The 16996-nt window shown below is 60.6% G+C and carries 15 protein-coding genes; all 15 read right to left on the bottom strand.

From position 1 onward, the window contains the following. Positions 1-20: 20 nt before the first annotated feature. Positions 21-404: a nitrite reductase small subunit NirD gene (gene nirD / locus Q7U49_RS06970; RefSeq protein WP_304763434.1), complete on the bottom strand. Its 384-nt coding sequence runs from the start codon at positions 402-404 to the stop codon at positions 21-23. Positions 405-415: 11 nt separating this feature from the next. Beyond that, on the bottom strand, positions 416-2881 hold the full coding sequence (gene nirB / locus Q7U49_RS06975) for a nitrite reductase large subunit NirB (RefSeq protein ID WP_304763435.1): 2466 nt from the start codon (positions 2879-2881) through the stop codon (positions 416-418). 1 nt (position 2882) lies between these two features. Then, positions 2883-3719, bottom strand: coding sequence for an ABC transporter ATP-binding protein (locus tag Q7U49_RS06980; protein ID WP_304763436.1), 837 nt, complete (start codon positions 3717-3719; stop codon positions 2883-2885). A 93-nt stretch (positions 3720-3812) separates the two neighbouring features. Beyond that, positions 3813-4670 carry a nitrate ABC transporter permease gene (ntrB, locus tag Q7U49_RS06985; RefSeq protein WP_370653975.1) on the bottom strand — a complete coding sequence of 286 codons (858 nt, stop codon included), beginning with the start codon at positions 4668-4670 and terminating at the stop codon, positions 3813-3815. Positions 4671-4761: 91 nt separating this feature from the next. Next, complete coding sequence (locus Q7U49_RS06990) at positions 4762-6006, bottom strand: CmpA/NrtA family ABC transporter substrate-binding protein (protein ID WP_304763439.1); 1245 nt, start codon at positions 6004-6006, stop codon at positions 4762-4764. Positions 6007-6328: 322 nt separating this feature from the next. Continuing rightward, positions 6329-6976: an ANTAR domain-containing response regulator gene (locus Q7U49_RS06995; protein ID WP_304763441.1), complete on the bottom strand. Its 648-nt coding sequence runs from the start codon at positions 6974-6976 to the stop codon at positions 6329-6331. A 59-nt stretch (positions 6977-7035) separates the two neighbouring features. Continuing rightward, a complete protein-coding gene (locus Q7U49_RS07000; protein ID WP_304763442.1) occupies positions 7036-7335 on the bottom strand; it encodes a hypothetical protein in 300 nt (99 codons plus the stop codon). Positions 7336-7416: 81 nt separating this feature from the next. Next, the gene (locus tag Q7U49_RS07005) at positions 7417-8115 is read right to left on the bottom strand and encodes a Crp/Fnr family transcriptional regulator (RefSeq protein ID WP_304763473.1); all 699 of its coding nucleotides are present in this window, start codon (positions 8113-8115) and stop codon (positions 7417-7419) included. A gap of 8 nt (positions 8116-8123) precedes the next feature. Continuing rightward, positions 8124-8534 carry a ribonucleotide reductase subunit alpha gene (locus tag Q7U49_RS07010; protein ID WP_370653974.1) on the bottom strand — a complete coding sequence of 137 codons (411 nt, stop codon included), beginning with the start codon at positions 8532-8534 and terminating at the stop codon, positions 8124-8126. Next, positions 8531-9247, bottom strand: a complete 717-nt coding sequence (locus Q7U49_RS07015; RefSeq protein WP_304763444.1) for a carbonic anhydrase — start codon at positions 9245-9247, stop codon at positions 8531-8533. Before Q7U49_RS07015 ends, Q7U49_RS07010 begins: the two co-directional genes overlap by 4 nt. A gap of 12 nt (positions 9248-9259) precedes the next feature. Then, a complete protein-coding gene (locus tag Q7U49_RS07020) occupies positions 9260-10054 on the bottom strand; it encodes a peptidylprolyl isomerase (RefSeq protein ID WP_304763446.1) in 795 nt (264 codons plus the stop codon). 10 nt (positions 10055-10064) lie between these two features. Then, the gene (gene narI, locus Q7U49_RS07025) at positions 10065-10799 is read right to left on the bottom strand and encodes a respiratory nitrate reductase subunit gamma (RefSeq protein WP_304763448.1); all 735 of its coding nucleotides are present in this window, start codon (positions 10797-10799) and stop codon (positions 10065-10067) included. After that, on the bottom strand, positions 10796-11515 hold the full coding sequence (gene narJ / locus Q7U49_RS07030; protein WP_304763450.1) for a nitrate reductase molybdenum cofactor assembly chaperone: 720 nt from the start codon (positions 11513-11515) through the stop codon (positions 10796-10798). The genes narI and narJ overlap by 4 nt, the downstream gene beginning before the upstream one ends. Positions 11516-11517: 2 nt before the next feature. Next, entirely contained in the window at positions 11518-13041 is a 1524-nt protein-coding gene (narH, locus tag Q7U49_RS07035) for a nitrate reductase subunit beta (protein ID WP_304763451.1), read from the bottom strand. Positions 13042-13108: 67 nt separating this feature from the next. Then, positions 13109-16921, bottom strand: a complete 3813-nt coding sequence (locus Q7U49_RS07040; RefSeq protein WP_304763453.1) for a nitrate reductase subunit alpha — start codon at positions 16919-16921, stop codon at positions 13109-13111. Between the last annotated feature and the right edge of the window lie 75 nt (positions 16922-16996).

Genomic DNA, 16996 nt, shown 5'->3' on the forward strand with positions numbered 1-16996 from the left:
CAGCCCTTTGGCGGTGGGTGTCAGGCGCAAGCCGTGCGGCGCGACGGGCCTGCCATCGGGCGCGTCAGGTCGGTGGCATGACCTGTTAATTCAGCAGTTTTCAGGAACACCTGCCCATCTGTGCATTTGACCTCGAAGCGCGGCGTGCAGCCTTCATCGGGCGCGGCCGCCTGACCGGTGCACAGACCAATCGTCCAGTTGTGCAGGGGGCAGGCCACGCTGGTGCCAAACACAATGCCCTGGCTCAGCGGCCCACCCTTGTGGGGGCAACGGTCGAGCAGGGCAAACACCCCGTTTTGGTCGTTGCGAAATACTGCCACGTCCAGGCCCTGGGGGCGAGCCACGCGCCGCGAGCCCAGCACCGGAATGTCGTCGATGCGGCAGATGGGGGTCCATTCATTCATGTTGGTTTTCCTTAAACGCTCAGGGCGTCAAACTGGCGGGTGTCGACGGCGGCCTTGTCAAACTCGAACCAGGGGTCGGGCTCGCCATCCAGGGCGAATTGCAGGTTTTCCCAGAGTTCCTTGCGCCCGGCGTGGTCTTCGACAATGCGTTTCTTCACGTAGTCCAAGCCGACGCGGTTGACGTAATGCACGGTGCGCTCCAGGTACCAGCCCTCGGTGCGGTACAGCTCGCAGAAAGCGCCGGTGTACTCCAGCACCTCGGCGGCGGTCTTGACCTTGACCAGAAAGTGCGCCACTTCGGTCTTGATGCCGCCGTTGCCCGCCACATACATCTCCCAGCCGCTGTCGACACCGATGATGCCGACGTCCTTGATGCCGGCCTCGGCGCAATTGCGCGGGCAACCGCTCACGGCAAATTTCACCTTGTGCGGCGCGTACATGCGCCACATGGCGCGCTCCAGGTCCTTGCCCATCTGGGTGCTGTCCTGCGTGCCCATGCGGCACCACTCACTGCCGACACAGGTCTTGACGGTTCGCAGCGCCTTGGCGTAGGCATGGCCTGAGGGCATGCCGATGTCTTTCCAGACTGCCTGCAGGTCTTCCTTTTTGACGCCCAGCAGGTCGATGCGCTGGCCGCCGGTGACCTTGACGGTCGGGATTTTGTATTTGTCCACCACATCGGCAATGCGGCGCAGTTCGCTGGCCGTGGTCTCGCCACCCCACATGCGCGGGATCACGCTGTAGGTGCCGTCCTTCTGGATGTTGGCGTGGGAGCGCTCGTTGATGAAGCGGCTTTGCGGGTCGTCCTTGGCCAGTTTGGGCCAGGTGCTGAGCAGGTAGTAGTTGATGGCAGGGCGGCACGACGCGCAGCCGTTGGGCGTTTTCCATTCCATGAAGGCAAACACGTCGGCAATTTTGAGCAGCTTGTTGGCCTTGATGGCATCGCGCACCGCCTGATGGCCGTGCTCGGTGCAAGCGCACATGGCCTTGGTTTTGGGGGTGACCGAGTAGTCGGCACCCGCGGTGAAGATCAGCAATTGTTCGACCAGCCCGGTGCAGGAGCCGCAGGAGGCGCTGGCCTTGGTGTGTTTGCGCACCTCGTCCAGTGTGAACAGGCCTTTTTCACGGATCGTCTTGCAGATGGTGCCCTTGGTCACGCCGTTGCAGCCGCAGACCTCGTCGCTGTCTTTCATGGCGGCGGCCTTGTTGTGGCCCTCGTGGCCGGCATCACCGATGTTGGATTCGCCGAACATCAGCTTGTCGCGAATGTCGGCAATCGGACGGCCATCGCGCAGCAGCTTGAAGTACCAACTGCCGTCAACGGTGTCGCCGTACAGGCAGGCGCCCACTAATCTGTCGTCTTTCAGCACCAGCTTCTTGTAGACCCCGCCCTTGGGGTCGCTCATGATGATTTCCTCAAAACCTTCGCCACCGGCAAAGTTGCCAGCTGAAAAAAGGTCAATGCCGGTGACCTTGAGCTTGGTCGAGGTCAGCGACCCGACATAGCGGCCAATGCCGAACTGCGCCAGGTGGTTGGCTGCCACCCTGGCTTGCTCGAACAACGGCGCGACCAGTCCGTAGGCGGTGCCGCGGTGGGCGGCGCATTCACCCACGGAGTAAATGCGGGCGTCGGTGATGGTTTGCAGCGTGTCGTTGACCACAATGCCCTTGTCGCAGTGCAGTCGCATCGATTGGGCCAGTTCCACGTTAGGACGAATGCCGACCGCCATCACCACCAGGTCGGCGGGGACCTGTGTGCCGTCCCTGAACTTGATGGCGGTGACCCGGCCCTCCGACCCACCGACCAGCGCCTGGGTTTGTGCCCCCATCAGGAAACGCAGACCGCGTTCTTCCAACGATTTTTGCAGCAGCTTGCCCGCCACTTCGTCGAGTTGGCGCTCCATCAGTGTTGGCTGGACATGCACCACGCTGACCGTCATGCCGCGGCGCATCAGGCCGTTGGCGGCTTCCAGGCCCAATAGACCACCACCAATCACCACCGCGTGTTGGTAGGTGGTCGCCGCCTCGATCATGGTCTGGGTGTCGGCAATGTCGCGGTAGGCAATCACGCCCTGCAGGTCTTTGCCGGGGATCGGCAGCATGAAGGGGTTGGAGCCGGTGCACAGCAGCAGGCGGTCGTATTCGGTGCTGATCGTTTCCCCGGCAGCGTTTTGGGCATGCACCAGCCGTTTGACGCGGTCCACCGAGGTCACACGCCAGCCGGCGTGCAAGGTGATGTGGTTGTCGCTGTACCACTCGTAGGCGTTCAGCACGATCTCGTCAAGCGTTTGTTCACCGGCCAGCACGGGCGACAGCAGGATACGGTTGTAGTTGGGGTGCGGCTCGGCGCCAAAGACGGTGATTTCGTACAGCTCCGGCGCGATTTTGAGCAATTCTTCCAGTGTGCGGACACCGGCCATGCCGTTGCCGACCATCACGAGTTTCATTTTTGCTTTGGGTTCAATGCGCATGTCCATGTCAGGCCGCCTTTTCAACATGTGCTTGCCGGGTGTACAAAAAGTCGATCACGGCTTTGCGGTATTTGAGGTACTGCGGGCTGTCGGCGAGTTGCACCCGGTTGCGCGGGCGTGGCAGGTCGACGCTGAGCACTTCGCCAATGGTGGCGGCCGGGCCGTTGGTCATCATCACGATCTTGTCGGACAGCAGCACGGCTTCATCCACATCGTGCGTCACCATCACCACCGTGCTGTGGGTGCGCGCCACAATTTCCAGCAGTTCGTCCTGCAGTTTGGCGCGGGTCAGGGCGTCGAGGGCGCCAAAGGGTTCATCCATGAGCAGTACCTTGGGCTCCATCGCCAGCGCGCGGGCAATGCCGACGCGCTGCTTCATGCCACCCGAGATTTCTCCCGGGCGTTTTTGTGCGGCGGGGGTCAAGCCCACCAGTGCCAGCGCGGCATCGGTGCGCGCCATGAGCTGGGCCTTGTTTTCGCTGGCCGCGCCCGTGGTTTTGTTGGCGGCGCCAAAGACCCGCTCCACCCCCAGATAGACGTTCTCGAAGCAGGTGAGCCAGGGCAGCAGGGAGTGGTTTTGAAACACCACAGCGCGGTCCGGACCGGGGCCGGCAATTTCGCGGTTGTCACACAGCAGGTGGCCTTGGGTGGGCGTGGTCAGGCCGGCGATCAGGTTGAGCAGGGTGGACTTGCCACAACCCGAGTGGCCGATCAAGGCCACAAACTCGCCCTTGGCCACTGTCAGATGGATGTCCCGCAGCGCACAAAACGGGCCTTTTTTGGTTTTGAAGGTTTGCTCGACACCGACGATGTCGATGAACTTGCTGGTCTGGTTGGCATGCATGATGGTCCTTTGAGGCAAAAGTTGATGCGACTGGTCAGTTGGGGACAGAGCAAAATTTCACTGCGTGTAACTCTTGGTCTGTCCCGCAAGGTTTCAGGTTTTGACTTCTTCAAAAGTGAAGGCGGTTGCGATCTTGATCAGGGCGTACTCCAGAATCAGCCCGACGATGCCAATGACAAAAATGGCGATGATGATGTTCTTGACGTTCAGGTTGTTCCACTCGTCCCAGACCCAGAAGCCAATGCCCACACCGCCGGTCAGCATCTCGGCGGCCACAATCACCAGCCAGGCGGTACCCACGGCGAGGCGCACACCGGTCAGCATGTAAGGCAGCACCGAGGGGAACAGGATCTTGGTGACGATCTTCCACTCACTCAAGTTCAGCACCCGCGCCACGTTCATGTAGTCCTGCGGCACGCGTTGCACACCCACCGCGGTGTTGATGATCATGGGCCAGATCGAGCAGATAAAAATGGTCCAGATGGCGGCCGGGTCAGCCCCCTTGAACACCAGCAGGCCAATGGGCAGCCAGGCCAAAGGGGACACCGGGCGCAGCAGGCTGATCAGCGGGTTGAACATGCGGCTCAAAAACTCAAACCGGCCAATCGCAAAGCCTGCCGGAATACCCACCGCAGCGGCCAGCCCAAAACCCAGCGCCACACGCTCCAGCGACATCAAAATGTTCCAGCCCAAACCCTGGTCATTGGGGCCGTTGCGGTAGAACGGGTCGCTGAAAATCACCACCGCTTGCTTGAAGGTCTCAAAGGGCGACGGGATGCTGCTGGCGGTGCTGATCGACACCAGCGCCCAGATGCCGATCAGCAGGCTAAACCCGAGCACCGGTGGCAACACGGCCAGCCAGAGGCCACGCCAGTCAAGCGCCTGGCTCGGGGCTTTGGCCTTTTCCGCAGCCGGGGTGGCCTGCGCCTTCTCGATGGCGACCGGAGCCATCACGGGTGCTTTGGCGGCTTCGGCATTTTCGTGTTGCAGCGAGGGATTAAAAACAGCACTGACCATGGTGTGACTCCTGTGATGTGAAGGCTTAAACCTTGACCTTGAAACCGTCGGCGTATTTCTTCGGGTCCTTGCCGTCCCACACGACGCCGTCGATCAGCTTGCTGCTGCGCATCACGTCCTTCGGGATCGGCGTTTTGGAAGCCGTGGCGGCTTGTTTGTAGAGGTCGATCTGGTTGATCTGTTTGGCCACCGCCAGGTAGTCCGGGTGGTCTTTGAGCAGACCCCAGCGCTTGTGCTGGGTCATGAACCACATGCCATCACTCAGGTAAGGGAAGTTGACCGCGCCGTCATTGAAAAACTTCATGTGGTTGGGGTCGTCCCAGGTCTTGCCCATGCCGTTCTGGTAGCGCCCCAGAATGCGCTGGTTGATGGCGTCCACGCTGGTGTTCACATACGACTTGGCGGCAATGGTTTCGGCCATCTTGTTCTTGTTTTGCAGGCCGGCGTCGATCCACTTGCCGGCTTCCAGAATGGCCGCTGTCACGGCGCGCGCGGTGTTGGGGTATTTTTTGACAAAATCCGCCGTGGTGCCCAACACCTTTTCGGGGTGGTCTTTCCAGATTTCCTGTGTGGTGGCGGCGGTAACGCCAATGCCGTCGATGATGGCGCGGTGGTTCCAGGGCTCGCCCACGCAAAAGCCGTCCATGTTGCCAACCCGCATGTTGGCCACCATTTGCGGCGGCGGCACGGTGATGACCTTGGCGTCTTTCATCGGGTTGATGCCGTTGGCCGCCAGCCAGTAGTACAGCCACATGGCGTGGGTGCCGGTGGGAAAGGTCTGGGCAAAGGTGTATTCGCGCTTTTCCAGGCTCATCAACTTGGCCAGGCCGGCACCGTCCACGGCGCCCTTGTCCGCCAGTTTCTTGCTGAGCGTGATGGCCTGGCCGTTGTGGTTCAGGTTCATCAGCACAGCCATGTCTTTCTTGGCGCCACCCACACCCAGGTGAACGCCATAAATCAGGCCGCACAACACATGGGCAAAGTCCAGTTCGCCATTGACCAGTTTGTCGCGCACACCGGCCCAACTGGATTCTTTGGTGGGAATGATCTTGACGCCGTATTTTTTGTCCAGGCCCAGTTCGGCTGCCATCACCACGCTGGCGCAGTCGGTCAGTGGAATGAAGCCGATCCTGACCTCGGTCTTCTCAGGCGCATCAGAACCTGCGGCATAGACGGCCGCGCGCAATGCCGGGCTGATGCCAATGGCGCCCACGGCGGCCGTTTGCAAAACCGCGCGTCGGCTCAGGCTGGGTTTCAGAAAATCAGTCATGGCAGTTTCCTTTACAGGTGGGTGGGCAAAACAAACAAAAAAAAGGCGTCCTCACAGGGTTCGCAACGTGTGACACGTTGCGAACCCGTGGGGACGCCTTTGTCCGGATCAGACCGGAATCACCCGCCGTTGGGTGGTACCGGTCAAACGACCATTACTGGTCTTGTTAATTTATAAGCAAGCTGTGTGCCAGCTTGATTGATGCGCGAGATTGCTATAAATTCAGTAGTACTGTTTGTTATGAGTGGGACTGACTGGCGCATTCAAGCGTGCATTCACTTGGCTTGTGTGGTCCTGCACTGTATTTGTGCGGCGCACCAATTCAGCCCAGCAAGTCGGCCACATCGAGCATGCGCTGCGCCACGTCCGCCAGTTTCAGGCCCTTGTCCATTGCCGTCTTGCGCATTTTCCTGAAGGCCTCTTCTTCGCTCAAGCCTTGGCGCTGCATCAGCAGACCCTTGGCGCGGTCGATCAGCTTGCGGTCCTTGAGTTCGGCGCTCAGTTCATCGCGCTCGTTTTGTGTGCTGGCCAGGGTCTGCAGCAGGGCCTGTTCGTGCTCGAAGCGTGCCAGCGCCACGTCCAGTATCGGGCGAATGCGCTCCGGCGAAAGACCGGCCACGATGTAGGCCGAGACCCCGGCGGCCACGGCCTGCTTGACATGCCGGGTATCGTCATCGTTGGTGAACATCACAATCGGGCGGCGCTCGTCGCGCGTGGCCATCACCACATGCTCCAGCGCGTCGCGGGCATCGCTTTCGGCGTCGACAATGATCAGGTCGGGTTGCAGCTGCGCGAGGCGCTCGGTCAGGAACACATCAGCGGGCAGGGTGGCGATCAGGTTGAAGCTGTTTTCCAGAAGCCCGATGCGCAGGCTGCGCGAGCGATCCACCTGGCGAATGGCTTGATCGTCCTGCGGATCAGCGATGTCCAGGTCGGGTGCGACAACAACAATACGAAGACTGGGATTCATGCGTCTGACGACGCAAGAATTAAGCCAAGCTGTCTCGCAGGTGCTGGCTCAAAGGGACGTCAGGACACCCACTTGGTGGTGTCATCGGCGACGAATTGGTTGACGTCGCCCAACATGATTTCGCGCAGCGCCTGGATGTCCATCAGGACGTCGAACGGAAAACCATGGCGGTCACCACGCGCGTCTTCGATCAGCGAGGCAAAACAGGCGCGGAGCTGGGTTTCATCGTCCTTGAGATTGAAGATGGTTTGGGCGATGCGTGGGTACTGTTGAGCCAGGGCTTGCGGGTATTTCATGCCCTCAAGCGTGCCAAAGTAGTCTTCTGCAGCGGCATTCAAATGAACGATGTTGTCGGTCATGGCAAGCTCCTCAGGTTGATTCCATCACGGCCAGCGCACAGTGTACTGTGCTGTGCGCACCCGGTTGCCGAGTACGCCCGGTTATTGGGCGCCGTAACCCAGCAGCTTCTTCACATCCAGGATCCGGATTTCACGACGGTCGATGGTGATGAGTTGTCGGGCTTCGAGCTCATGCAGCACGCGTGAGAAATACTCGGGCGTGAGCGACAGGCGTGAGGCGATGGTCGCCTTGCTGGCGGGCAGGGACACAGTCAAGGTATGCTGACCGCCAGTGGTGTCCATTTCCACGTCGCGCAGCAAGTAACCAATCAGGCGCTGCATGCCGTTTTGCAGGGCATAGGCTTCGACATCCTGAACCAGGCTGTGCAGGCGCCTGGAAACACCTGCCAGCATGTGCAGTGCAAAGTGGGGGTCCTGTTCGATTTCATCGATCACGCCGCGTTTGCTGACATTGACCAGCACCGTATCAACCAGCGCTTGCGCGTTGAGAATGTAGGGCTTGTTCAAAAACACCAGCGCCTCGGCAAAACTTTGCCCTGGGCTGATGATCTCAATGACTTTTTCCTGGCCGGCTGGTGACACCACAAACAGCTTGACCTGTCCGTTGAAGACGATGTGAAAGGCCTCGCAGGCCTCGCCCACGCTGAAAATCATGTCGCCCTTGGCGTAATTCCGGATCTGGCAGCTTTTGGCGATGCGCGCGAGCTCATCCGGGGACAAACCACTGAACAAGGGTGAGCCCGCCAGAAAGCGCGGCATGTCAAAAAATTGCGTGTCCAGCGTCATGGTTATTGCAGCATGATGGCGCTGCCCGAGGTGTCAAAGGCGATCATGTTGTCGAGTGCGCCCAGTTTGACGGACTCCACCATGCGCTCCAGTGTTTGTTCGACGTCGGTGCTGCTGGGTGGCTTGCCGTTGCTACCCGACAGGGAGGCGACAAACACCACGTGCCATTGGCTTTGGAACTGGCCGGACTCCTGCTTGAGCGCGGCAAAGCTCTGGATGTCGTCGGGCGACTTGTCGGCGACCATGGCTGGCACCAAGGCACCGCCGTGACCGGCTTCAAAGTCCTGGCGTTGTTGCGGTGTGCAGTCGTCGGGCAACTCGGCGCTGGTGAACACCATCAGCAGGCGTTGCGGTTGTGCCTGCTGGCGTGCCGCCTGCAGCAGGTCGTCAAAAGTGTCAATGTGGATGGTCATGGTGTGGATTGGGTGTTGTAAGCGGAATCGATCTCATTGAACATGGGTTCAGACAAATGCTCAGCGTAGGGGCCGTGACCGCTGTGCGAGGCCACGGAGGCCGGAATGAATTGTCCGCTATTGACATCAAAGACATGGATCTCGCCGTCTTCAATGACATAGTGCCAACCATGCAGCGTCATGAGGCCAGCTTCCACCTGGGCGCGCACCATGGGGTAGCCCATGAGCCGCTCCAGCTGCAAGACCACCGCGCGCTGCTCGGTGCGGCGCAAAGCCTCCTCTGTGACCTGCACCGGCAACACCGCTTCACGGCCCAGTTCCAGCCAGGCGATCAGGTTTTTGGCCTGGGGATTCACCTCTTCGTAGAGGGCACGGATGCCGCCGCAATGGCTGTGGCCACACACAATGATGCGTGACACCTTGAGATTGAGCACGGCGAATTCAATGGCAGCCGAGGTGCCATGAAACCCGGCCGAGCCGTCATAGGGTGGCACAAAGGCGCCCACATTGCGCACCAGAAACAGCTCGCCCGGACCCATGCCGGTCAGCATGTAGGGCACCAGACGCGAGTCCGAGCAACCGATGAAAAGAATGGTGGGGTGCTGACCCTCGGCAATCAGGGTCTGGAACTGCTCCTGCACACCGGGGAAGGTGTGGTCGTGAAAGCGCCGGATGCGCGCCAGCAATTCATCGGGCACTACAGCTGTGGGCATCTTTGTCTGGACCTATTGCACCAGCGGTGTATCAGCGGCTTCCAGGTCCACACCCTGAACGCTTGCTTCGCCTGCCAGCAGGCTCAGGTACTGGCGCAGTGCCGTGACAAAAGTCTGCTGTTTCAGCGTCATGCGTACGGCGCCATGGACCGAGTCAAAGGCTTGGGCCACGCCGGCCTCACGGCCCATGACCTCCACCACATGCAGGCCGAAACGGCTGTGCACCAGGCGTGGCAGCACGCCCACTTCGGCGTGGCCAAACAACTCCTTGGCAAACTCGGGCGCGCAGTCGCTGGTGGTCAACCAGCCCAGTTGGCCGCCCTCGGCGCCGCTGGGGCAGTTGGACAAGGTCTTGGCAGCCTTGGCAAACGCGTCGTCGGTGTTGCTACTGTCAAAGCAGCGCACATTGAGCAGCGTGCCTTCGGCTTGCTTGCGCAGGGCGTTCAGGTCCACGCCGGGTGTCACTGCGAACAGGATATGGCGCACATGGACGCGTTCACCCGTGGTGTAGTGGCTGGCTTGGTTGGCCGCATGATGGCGACGGCAGGCTTCTTCAGACGGCTCGGGAATCAGCAGTTCCTGGTCCAGCAAGGTCTCGATGGCGATGGACGCCGCCTCGCTGGCCACCCCATCGGTGCTGGCGGCGTCACTGGCGTCCAGCAGACCCTTGTGCATGGCGGCCTGACGCAGCAATTCGGCGTAAGCGCGCTGGCGCAACTCATCGGCCGTCAGGACATCGCCGGCCTTGTGCAGCGCCACGCCGTTGATGTTGGCCACGGGGGTTTCGGTGATCGAAGTAGATTGCATGTTAGCCACCTCAAACACCTGCGCCGGGGTGGCGTGGCTGATTTTGTCCGGCGGGCACATTCAGGCGCCGGGCCCGCACCACCTGGTAGGGGCGCATCAGGTAAGTGACCGAGGCAAAGCCGCTCCAGACGTGCACCAGGCGGGTGAAAGGGAAGATGAAGAAGATCGTCATACCCAGGAACATGTGCGCCTTGAAGATGAAGCCGGCATCGGCCAACAGTTCAACGGCGCCCGGCTGGAACGTCACGATGGCTTGCGCCCAGCCCGCCAGTTTCATCATCATGCTGCCGTCCAGGTGTTGCCCCGACAGCGGCACAGTGGCCAAACCCAGCGCCAGTTGCAGCCACAGCAGCACCAGCAGCATGATGTCGCTGGTTTTGGAGTTGATGCGGATGCGCGGCTCGGTCAGGCGGCGGTGCAGCAAAATGGTGACACCGATGAAGCCCAGCAAGCCGGCAATGCCGCCGCTGATCATGGCCATGAGTTGTTTGTCACCGGCACTGACGAAGTGCTCATAAACAAAGTGCGGTGTCAGCATGCCGAAGGTGTGGCCAAAGAACAGGAACAGCACGCCAATGTGGAACAGGTTGCTGCCCCAGCGCAGTTGGCCCATTTTCAGCATTTGCGACGAGTCGCTTTTCCAGGTGTACTGGTCGCGGTCGAAGCGGATCAGGCTGCCGAGCACGAAGACGACGAAGGCGATGTAGGGGTAGACGCCAAACAGGAGGTAGTCGAGGGTGTTCATAGTGGGGCTCCAGCAGTTGCGGCTGCGCTTTGACGTGGTTTGGCCGCATCGGTTTTAACAAAATGAATGGGTTGGGCTTGGTCCGGCTTGGTCTGCCCCTTGACGGAGCAACCATCAAATACCACCGGTTCTTCCCAGCTGGTGTCAAGCGGCTCATCGGCCACGATCTTGACCGGATGCGCCTTTTCGCCGCTGAGTTCCAGCAAGGCCCCGAGCACGCTGGCGTAGGGGCTGTTGCGCTGTTGCAGGGCGTTGAAAATGGCATTGAAAATGTGCGCCATCTCGCCCAGGAAGGCGCGTGCCTCCTTGGGAGGCTGGGTCGAGACGAATTCAAGCACCACCGGCAGGTAGTCCGGCATTTCATCAGGGCCGAGGAACAGGCCGGCCTTTTCGTAGGTTTGTGCCAGGTCGATCATGGCCGGGCCACGGTCGCGCGAGTCGCCATGCACATGTTCGAACAGGTGCAGCGAGGTGGCGCGGCCGCGGTCAAAGACTTCGACGTACTCGGCCTCGTTCTCAAGCGCGTTGCCGCGTGCCAGGCCGCTGATGAGTGCGTCAAGTTCTTCCAGGCGCGCCGGGGCGATGGCTTTCTCGGACAACAGCGCCTGGCGCATGTCGTCGAGGTCGCCGCGCAGTTGCGCATCGGGGTAGGACAGCAGTCGCGCCAGAACGCGCAGGCTCAGCGACGCCGGGACGGGAGTTGAAAAGAGGGCCATGATCAGACCTCCGCCTGGATTGGAATGGTGCGGCGTTTGCTGCCACCAAACAGGCTGGCTTCGCTGGCACCGTCGGAGCAACCATTGCCGAACGAGAAACCGCAGCCCCCACGCACGTCAAAGGTGTTCTCGGCGTATTCGCGGTGCGTGCTGGGGATGACAAAGCGGTCCTCGTAGTTGGCAATCGCCATCACCTGGTACATCTCCTCGACTTCCAGCGTGCTCATCTGCACCTGCTCCAGCGCTGCCATATTGGGTTTGCCATCCACGTGTTTGCCACGCTGGTAGGCGCGCATGGCGAGCATGCGCTCCAGCGCCCGTTCCACCGGGAAGGTGTCGCCGGCTGTCAGCAAATTGGCCAGGTACTTGACCGGAATCCGCAGTTGCTTGACATCGGGGATTTCACCGTTGATGCCGATGTTGCCGGCGTTGGCGGCTGCGCTGATGGGCGACAGCGGTGGCACATACCAGACCATGGGCAGCGTGCGGTATTCGGGGTGCAAGGGCAGGGCGACTTTCCATTCCACCGCCATTTTGTAGACCGGGCTGTTGCGGGCGGCTTCCATCCACTTGTCGGGAATACCGTCGGCTCTCGCCTGCTCAATCACTTTCGGGTCGTTCGGGTCCAGGAAAATGTCGAGCTGGGCCTGGTACAGGTCGCGGTCATGTTCCACGCTCGCGGCCTCCTGGATGCGGTCGGCATCGTACAGCAGCACGCCGAGGTAACGGATGCGCCCGACGCAGGTCTCACTGCACACCGTGGGTTGGCCGGCTTCGATGCGCGGGTAGCAGAAGATGCACTTTTCGGCCTTGCCGGATTTCCAGTTGTAATAAATCTTCTTGTAAGGGCAGCCGCTGATGCACATGCGCCAGCCGCGGCATTTGTCCTGGTCGATCAGCACAATGCCGTCTTCCTCGCGCTTGTAGATCGAGCCTGACGGGCAGCTGGCCACACATGCCGGGTTCAGGCAGTGCTCACACAGGCGCGGCAGGTACATCATGAAGGTGTTTTCGAACTGACCGTAGATGTCCTTCTGGATGTCGTCAAAGTTTTTGTCTTTGCTGCGCTTGGAGAACTCACCGCCCAGAATCTCCTCCCAGTTCGGACCCCAAACGATTTTCTCCATGCGCTTGCCGGTGATCAGGCTGCGCGGGCGGGCCGTGGGTGCCGCCTTGGACTCGGGCGCGGATTGCAGGTGCGCGTAGTCAAAGGTGAAGGGCTCGTAGTAGTCGTCAATTTGTGGCAGGTTCGGATTGGCGAAGATGCGCATGAGCAGCTTCCACTTGGCGCCCTGGCGCGGCTCAATGGCGCCATTGCTCTTGCGGATCCAGCCACCGTTCCATTTGTCCTGGTTTTCCCATTCTTTCGGGTAGCCAATGCCGGGTTTGGTCTCGACGTTGTTGAACCAGGCGTATTCCATGCCGGGGCGGCTGGTCCAGACGTTTTTGCAGGTAACAGAGCAGGTGTGGCAACCAATGCATTTGTCCAGGTTGAGCACCATGCCGATTTGTGCGCGAATTTTCATGTGTAACTCCTTATGTTTTGCGGGACAGACCGCAGCGACGCAGTCGCCAGCTCTGTCCTCAAACTAATCAAACGTGGGCTGCGGCGACTTCGGTGGACGAACCTTCGTCGTCCAGCCAGTCCACCTTGGCCATCTTGCGCACCACCACAAACTCATCGCGGTTGGTGCCAATCGTGCCGTAGTAGTTGAAGCCGTAGCTGAATTGGGCGTAGCCGCCGATCATGTGGGTCGGCTTGAGCACAATCCGGGTGACCGAGTTGTGAATACCGCCACGCACCCCGGTGATTTCCGAGCCGGGGGTGTTGATGATCTTCTCCTGCGAGTGGTACATCAGCGTCATGCCGGGGTTGACACGCTGGCTGACCACCGCACGGGCCGCAATGGCACCGTTGATGTTGAAGACCTCGATCCAGTCGTTGTCTTCAATGCCGGCGCTCTTGGCGTCGTCTTCACTGAGCCAGACCACACTGCCGCCGCGGTTCAGCGTGAGCATCATCAGGTTGTCACTGTAGGTGGAGTGAATGCCCCACTTCTGGTGCGGCGTGATGAAGTTCAGCGCAATTTCCTTGTTGCCGTTGGGCTTGATGTTGTGAATGCCGGCGGTGGTTTTCAGGTCCACAGGTGGCCGGTAGCTGCTGAAGCCTTCGCCAAACGCGGTCATCCAGGGGTGGTCCATGTAGAACTGCTGACGACCGGTCAGGGTGCGCCATGGGATCATCTCATGCACGTTGGTGTAGCCGGCGTTGTAGGACACGGTTTCACTTTCGATGCCGCTCCAGGTCGGCGAGCTGATGATCTTGCGCGGCTGGGCCTGGATGTCGCGGAAACGGATTTTTTCGTCCTCGCGGTACAGCGCCAGGTGGGTGTGGTCAATGCCGGTCTGTTTGCCCAGCGCCTTCCAGGCTTTCACTGCCACGTGGCCGTTGGTTTCGGGTGCCAATTGCAACACGACTTCGCAGGCATCGATGTCGGTGTCGATCTTGGGCATGCCGCAGGTCACACCGGCGTCGGTCACCAGGCCGTTGAGCTGACCGAGTTGCGTGACTTCGATCTTGGTGTCCCAGTTGATACCCTTGCCGCCGTTGCCGACCTTGTTCATCAGTGGCCCCAGGGCGGTGAAGCGCTTGTACAGGTTGGGGTAGTCGCGTTCCACCACCACCATGTTGGGCGCTGTTTTGCCAGGGATCAGCTCAATTTCGCCACGTTTCCAGTCCTGCACACCAAAGGGTTGTGCCAGCTCGGCCGGGGAGTCGTGCATGAGGGGCGACAGCACCATGTCACGCTCCACGCCCAGATGGCCGACGCAGATTTCGCTGAATTTTTTCGCGAAACCCTTGTAGATGTCCCAGTCGCTGCGGGACTGCCAGGCCGGGTCCACCGCGGTGCTCAAGGGGTGGATGAAGGGGTGCATGTCACTGGTGTTGAGGTCGTTCTTCTCGTACCAGGTGGCGGTGGGCAGCACGATGTCGGAGTACAGGCAGGTGGTGCTCATGCGGAAGTCCAGCGTGACCAGCAGGTCGAGCTTGCCTTCGGGCGCCTTGTCATGCCACACCACTTCTTCGGGCTTGGCTTCGTCGGCGCCCATGTCCTTGCCCTGCACGCCGTTGCTGGTGCCCAGCAGGTGCTTGAGGAAGTACTCGTGGCCCTTGCCGCTGGAGCCCAAAATATTGGAGCGCCAGACGAACATGTTGCGCGGCCAGTTGTTGGGGTGGTCAGGGTCTTCGCAACTCATGGCCTGGCTGCCGTCTTTCAGACCTTTGACCAGGTAGTCCTTGGGCTCCATGCCCGCTGCCGCCGCATCCTTGACCAACTGCATCGGGTTGGTTTTGAGTTGGGGTGCCGAAGGTAACCAGCCCATGCGTTCGGCACGCACGTTGTAGTCGATCATGCTGCCGCCAAACTTGGACTTGTCGGCCAGCGGGCTCAGCACTTCATCGACACCCAGCTTTTCATAGCGCCACTGGTCGGTGTGGGCGTAGAAGAAGCTGGTGGAGTTCATCTGCCGGGGCGGACGGATCCAGTCCAGCGCGAAGGCCAGTGCGGTCCAGCCGGTTTGCGGGCGCAGTTTTTCCTGGCCCACATAGTGCGCCCAGCCGCCGCCCGATTGGCCAATACAGCCGCACATCATCAGCATGTTGATGACGCCACGGTAGTTCATGTCGGCGTGGTACCAGTGGTTCATGGCCGCACCGATGATGACCATGGACTTGCCATGGGTCTTGTCGGCATTTTCAGCAAACTGGCGCGCCACGGTGATGAGCTGCTCACGCGGTGTGCCGGTGATGCGCTCTTGCCAGGCCGGGGTGTAAGGGGTGTCGTCGTCGAAGTCCTTGGCCGCCATTTCTCCTGGCAGACCGCGGGCCACGCCGTAGTTGGCGACCTGCAGGTCGAACACGGTGGCCACCAGCGCCTCGCGCTTGTCGCCCTCCTTGCCGAGCGAAATGCGTTGCACCGGCACGGTACGCACCAGCACGTTGTTGGCGGCGTCTCCGGTGGCGTTGTTGGGGAAGTTTTCGCTGACGATGCCACCAAAGTAGGGGAAGCCCACCTTGGCCGTCTCGGTGCTGGCGTTTTCACCTTCCATGACGGTGAGCTTGAGCTTGACATCGGTGCCGTGGCGCGCTTCCTTGGCCTGCAGGTTCCACTGGCCTTCATCGGCGCGGCCGTCAGCACCCCAGCGGAAGCCGATGGCACCATTGGGCAGCACCACCTTGCCGTCTTCGTTGAGGGCGACAGTTTTCCACTCGGGGTTGTTGGCAGCACCGAGCTTGCCGTTGAAGTCGGAGGCGCGCACATAACGGTCGGGCACCATCACCACCTCGCCGCTGGGCAGGGTCTGCTCTTTGAGCATCACCAGCATCGGCATGTCGGTGTAACGACGCACGTAGTCGTCAAAGTAAGTGCTGCGCTCACCCTTGTCGGGGAAGTAAAACTCTTTCAGGATGACATGGCCCATGGCCATGGCCACCGCGGCGTCAGTGCCCTGCTTGGGTTTCATCCAGATGTCGGAGAGCTTGGCCACTTCCGAGTAGTCGGGCGTGACCGCCACGGTCTTGGTGCCTTTGTAACGCACCTCGGTGAAGAAGTGGGCGTCGGGTGTGCGCGTTTGCGGCACGTTGGAACCCCAGGCGATGATGAAGCTGCTGTTGTACCAGTCGGCCGATTCGGGCACGTCGGTTTGCTCGCCCCAGATCTGCGGGCTGGCGGGGGGCAGGTCGCAGTACCAGTCGTAAAAGCTCATGCAGACGCCGCCAATCAAGCTCAGGTAACGGCTACCGGCGGCATAACTGACCATCGACATGGCGGGAATCGGCGAAAAGCCGATGACGCGGTCGGGGCCGTGTTTCTTGATGGTGTAGATGTTGGCTGCGGCGATCATTTCATTAACCTCGTCCCAGCCCGAGCGCACAAAGCCGCCGAGGCCGCGCACGCTTTGGTAGTCTTTGCGCTTGGCATCGTCCTGGGCAATCGAGGCCCAGGCGTCCACCGGGTCCATCGACAAGCGGGCTTCACGCCAGAGTTTCAACAGACGGCCACGCACCAGCGGGTACTTGACGCGGTTGGCGCTGTACAAATACCAGCTGTAACTGGCGCCACGGGCGCAACCGCGCGGCTCGTGGTTGGGCATGTCCCAGCGCGTGCGCGGGTAGTCGGTTTGCTGGGTTTCCCAGGTCACGATGCCGCCCTTGACGTAAATCTTCCAGGAGCAGGAGCCGGTGCAGTTCACGCCGTGCGTGCTGCGCACGATCTTGTCGTGTGCCCAGCGGGTGCGGTAGGCGTCTTCCCAAGTGCGGTCTTCACCCGTGGTGACACCGTGCTCGCCAGAGAAAGCCTCTTTGGGTTGCGAGAAATAAGTGAGTCGGTCAAGAAAGTGGCTCATGGTTTACCTCTGTAAAAAATAAGTGTTGTTGGTTTTTAGTTGTCATTGCGGACTTGATCCGCAACCCATGACTTC

Source organism: Rhodoferax sp., from assembly GCF_030653815.1.
Lineage (GTDB): Bacteria > Pseudomonadota > Gammaproteobacteria > Burkholderiales > Burkholderiaceae_C > Rhodoferax.

What these genes read in the sequence shown, in the direction of transcription:
- Q7U49_RS06995 (WP_304763441.1), bottom strand. Translation starts at nt 6,976, where the DNA reads ATGAATCCCAGTCTTCGTATTGTTGTTGTCGCACCCGACCTGGACATC.
- Q7U49_RS07040 (WP_304763453.1), bottom strand. Translation starts at nt 16,921, where the DNA reads ATGAGCCACTTTCTTGACCGACTCACTTATTTCTCGCAACCCAAAGAG.
- nirB (WP_304763435.1), bottom strand. Translation starts at nt 2,881, where the DNA reads ATGGACATGCGCATTGAACCCAAAGCAAAAATGAAACTCGTGATGGTC.
- ntrB (WP_370653975.1), bottom strand. Translation starts at nt 4,670, where the DNA reads ATGGCTCCGGTCGCCATCGAGAAGGCGCAGGCCACCCCGGCTGCGGAA.
- Q7U49_RS07000 (WP_304763442.1), bottom strand. Translation starts at nt 7,335, where the DNA reads ATGACCGACAACATCGTTCATTTGAATGCCGCTGCAGAAGACTACTTT.
- Q7U49_RS07010 (WP_370653974.1), bottom strand. Translation starts at nt 8,534, where the DNA reads ATGACCATCCACATTGACACTTTTGACGACCTGCTGCAGGCGGCACGC.
- Q7U49_RS06990 (WP_304763439.1), bottom strand. Translation starts at nt 6,006, where the DNA reads ATGACTGATTTTCTGAAACCCAGCCTGAGCCGACGCGCGGTTTTGCAA.
- nirD (WP_304763434.1), bottom strand. Translation starts at nt 404, where the DNA reads ATGAATGAATGGACCCCCATCTGCCGCATCGACGACATTCCGGTGCTG.
- Q7U49_RS07015 (WP_304763444.1), bottom strand. Translation starts at nt 9,247, where the DNA reads ATGCCCACAGCTGTAGTGCCCGATGAATTGCTGGCGCGCATCCGGCGC.
- narJ (WP_304763450.1), bottom strand. Translation starts at nt 11,515, where the DNA reads ATGGCCCTCTTTTCAACTCCCGTCCCGGCGTCGCTGAGCCTGCGCGTT.
- narI (WP_304763448.1), bottom strand. Translation starts at nt 10,799, where the DNA reads ATGAACACCCTCGACTACCTCCTGTTTGGCGTCTACCCCTACATCGCC.
- Q7U49_RS07020 (WP_304763446.1), bottom strand. Translation starts at nt 10,054, where the DNA reads ATGCAATCTACTTCGATCACCGAAACCCCCGTGGCCAACATCAACGGC.
- Q7U49_RS06980 (WP_304763436.1), bottom strand. Translation starts at nt 3,719, where the DNA reads ATGCATGCCAACCAGACCAGCAAGTTCATCGACATCGTCGGTGTCGAG.
- narH (WP_304763451.1), bottom strand. Translation starts at nt 13,041, where the DNA reads ATGAAAATTCGCGCACAAATCGGCATGGTGCTCAACCTGGACAAATGC.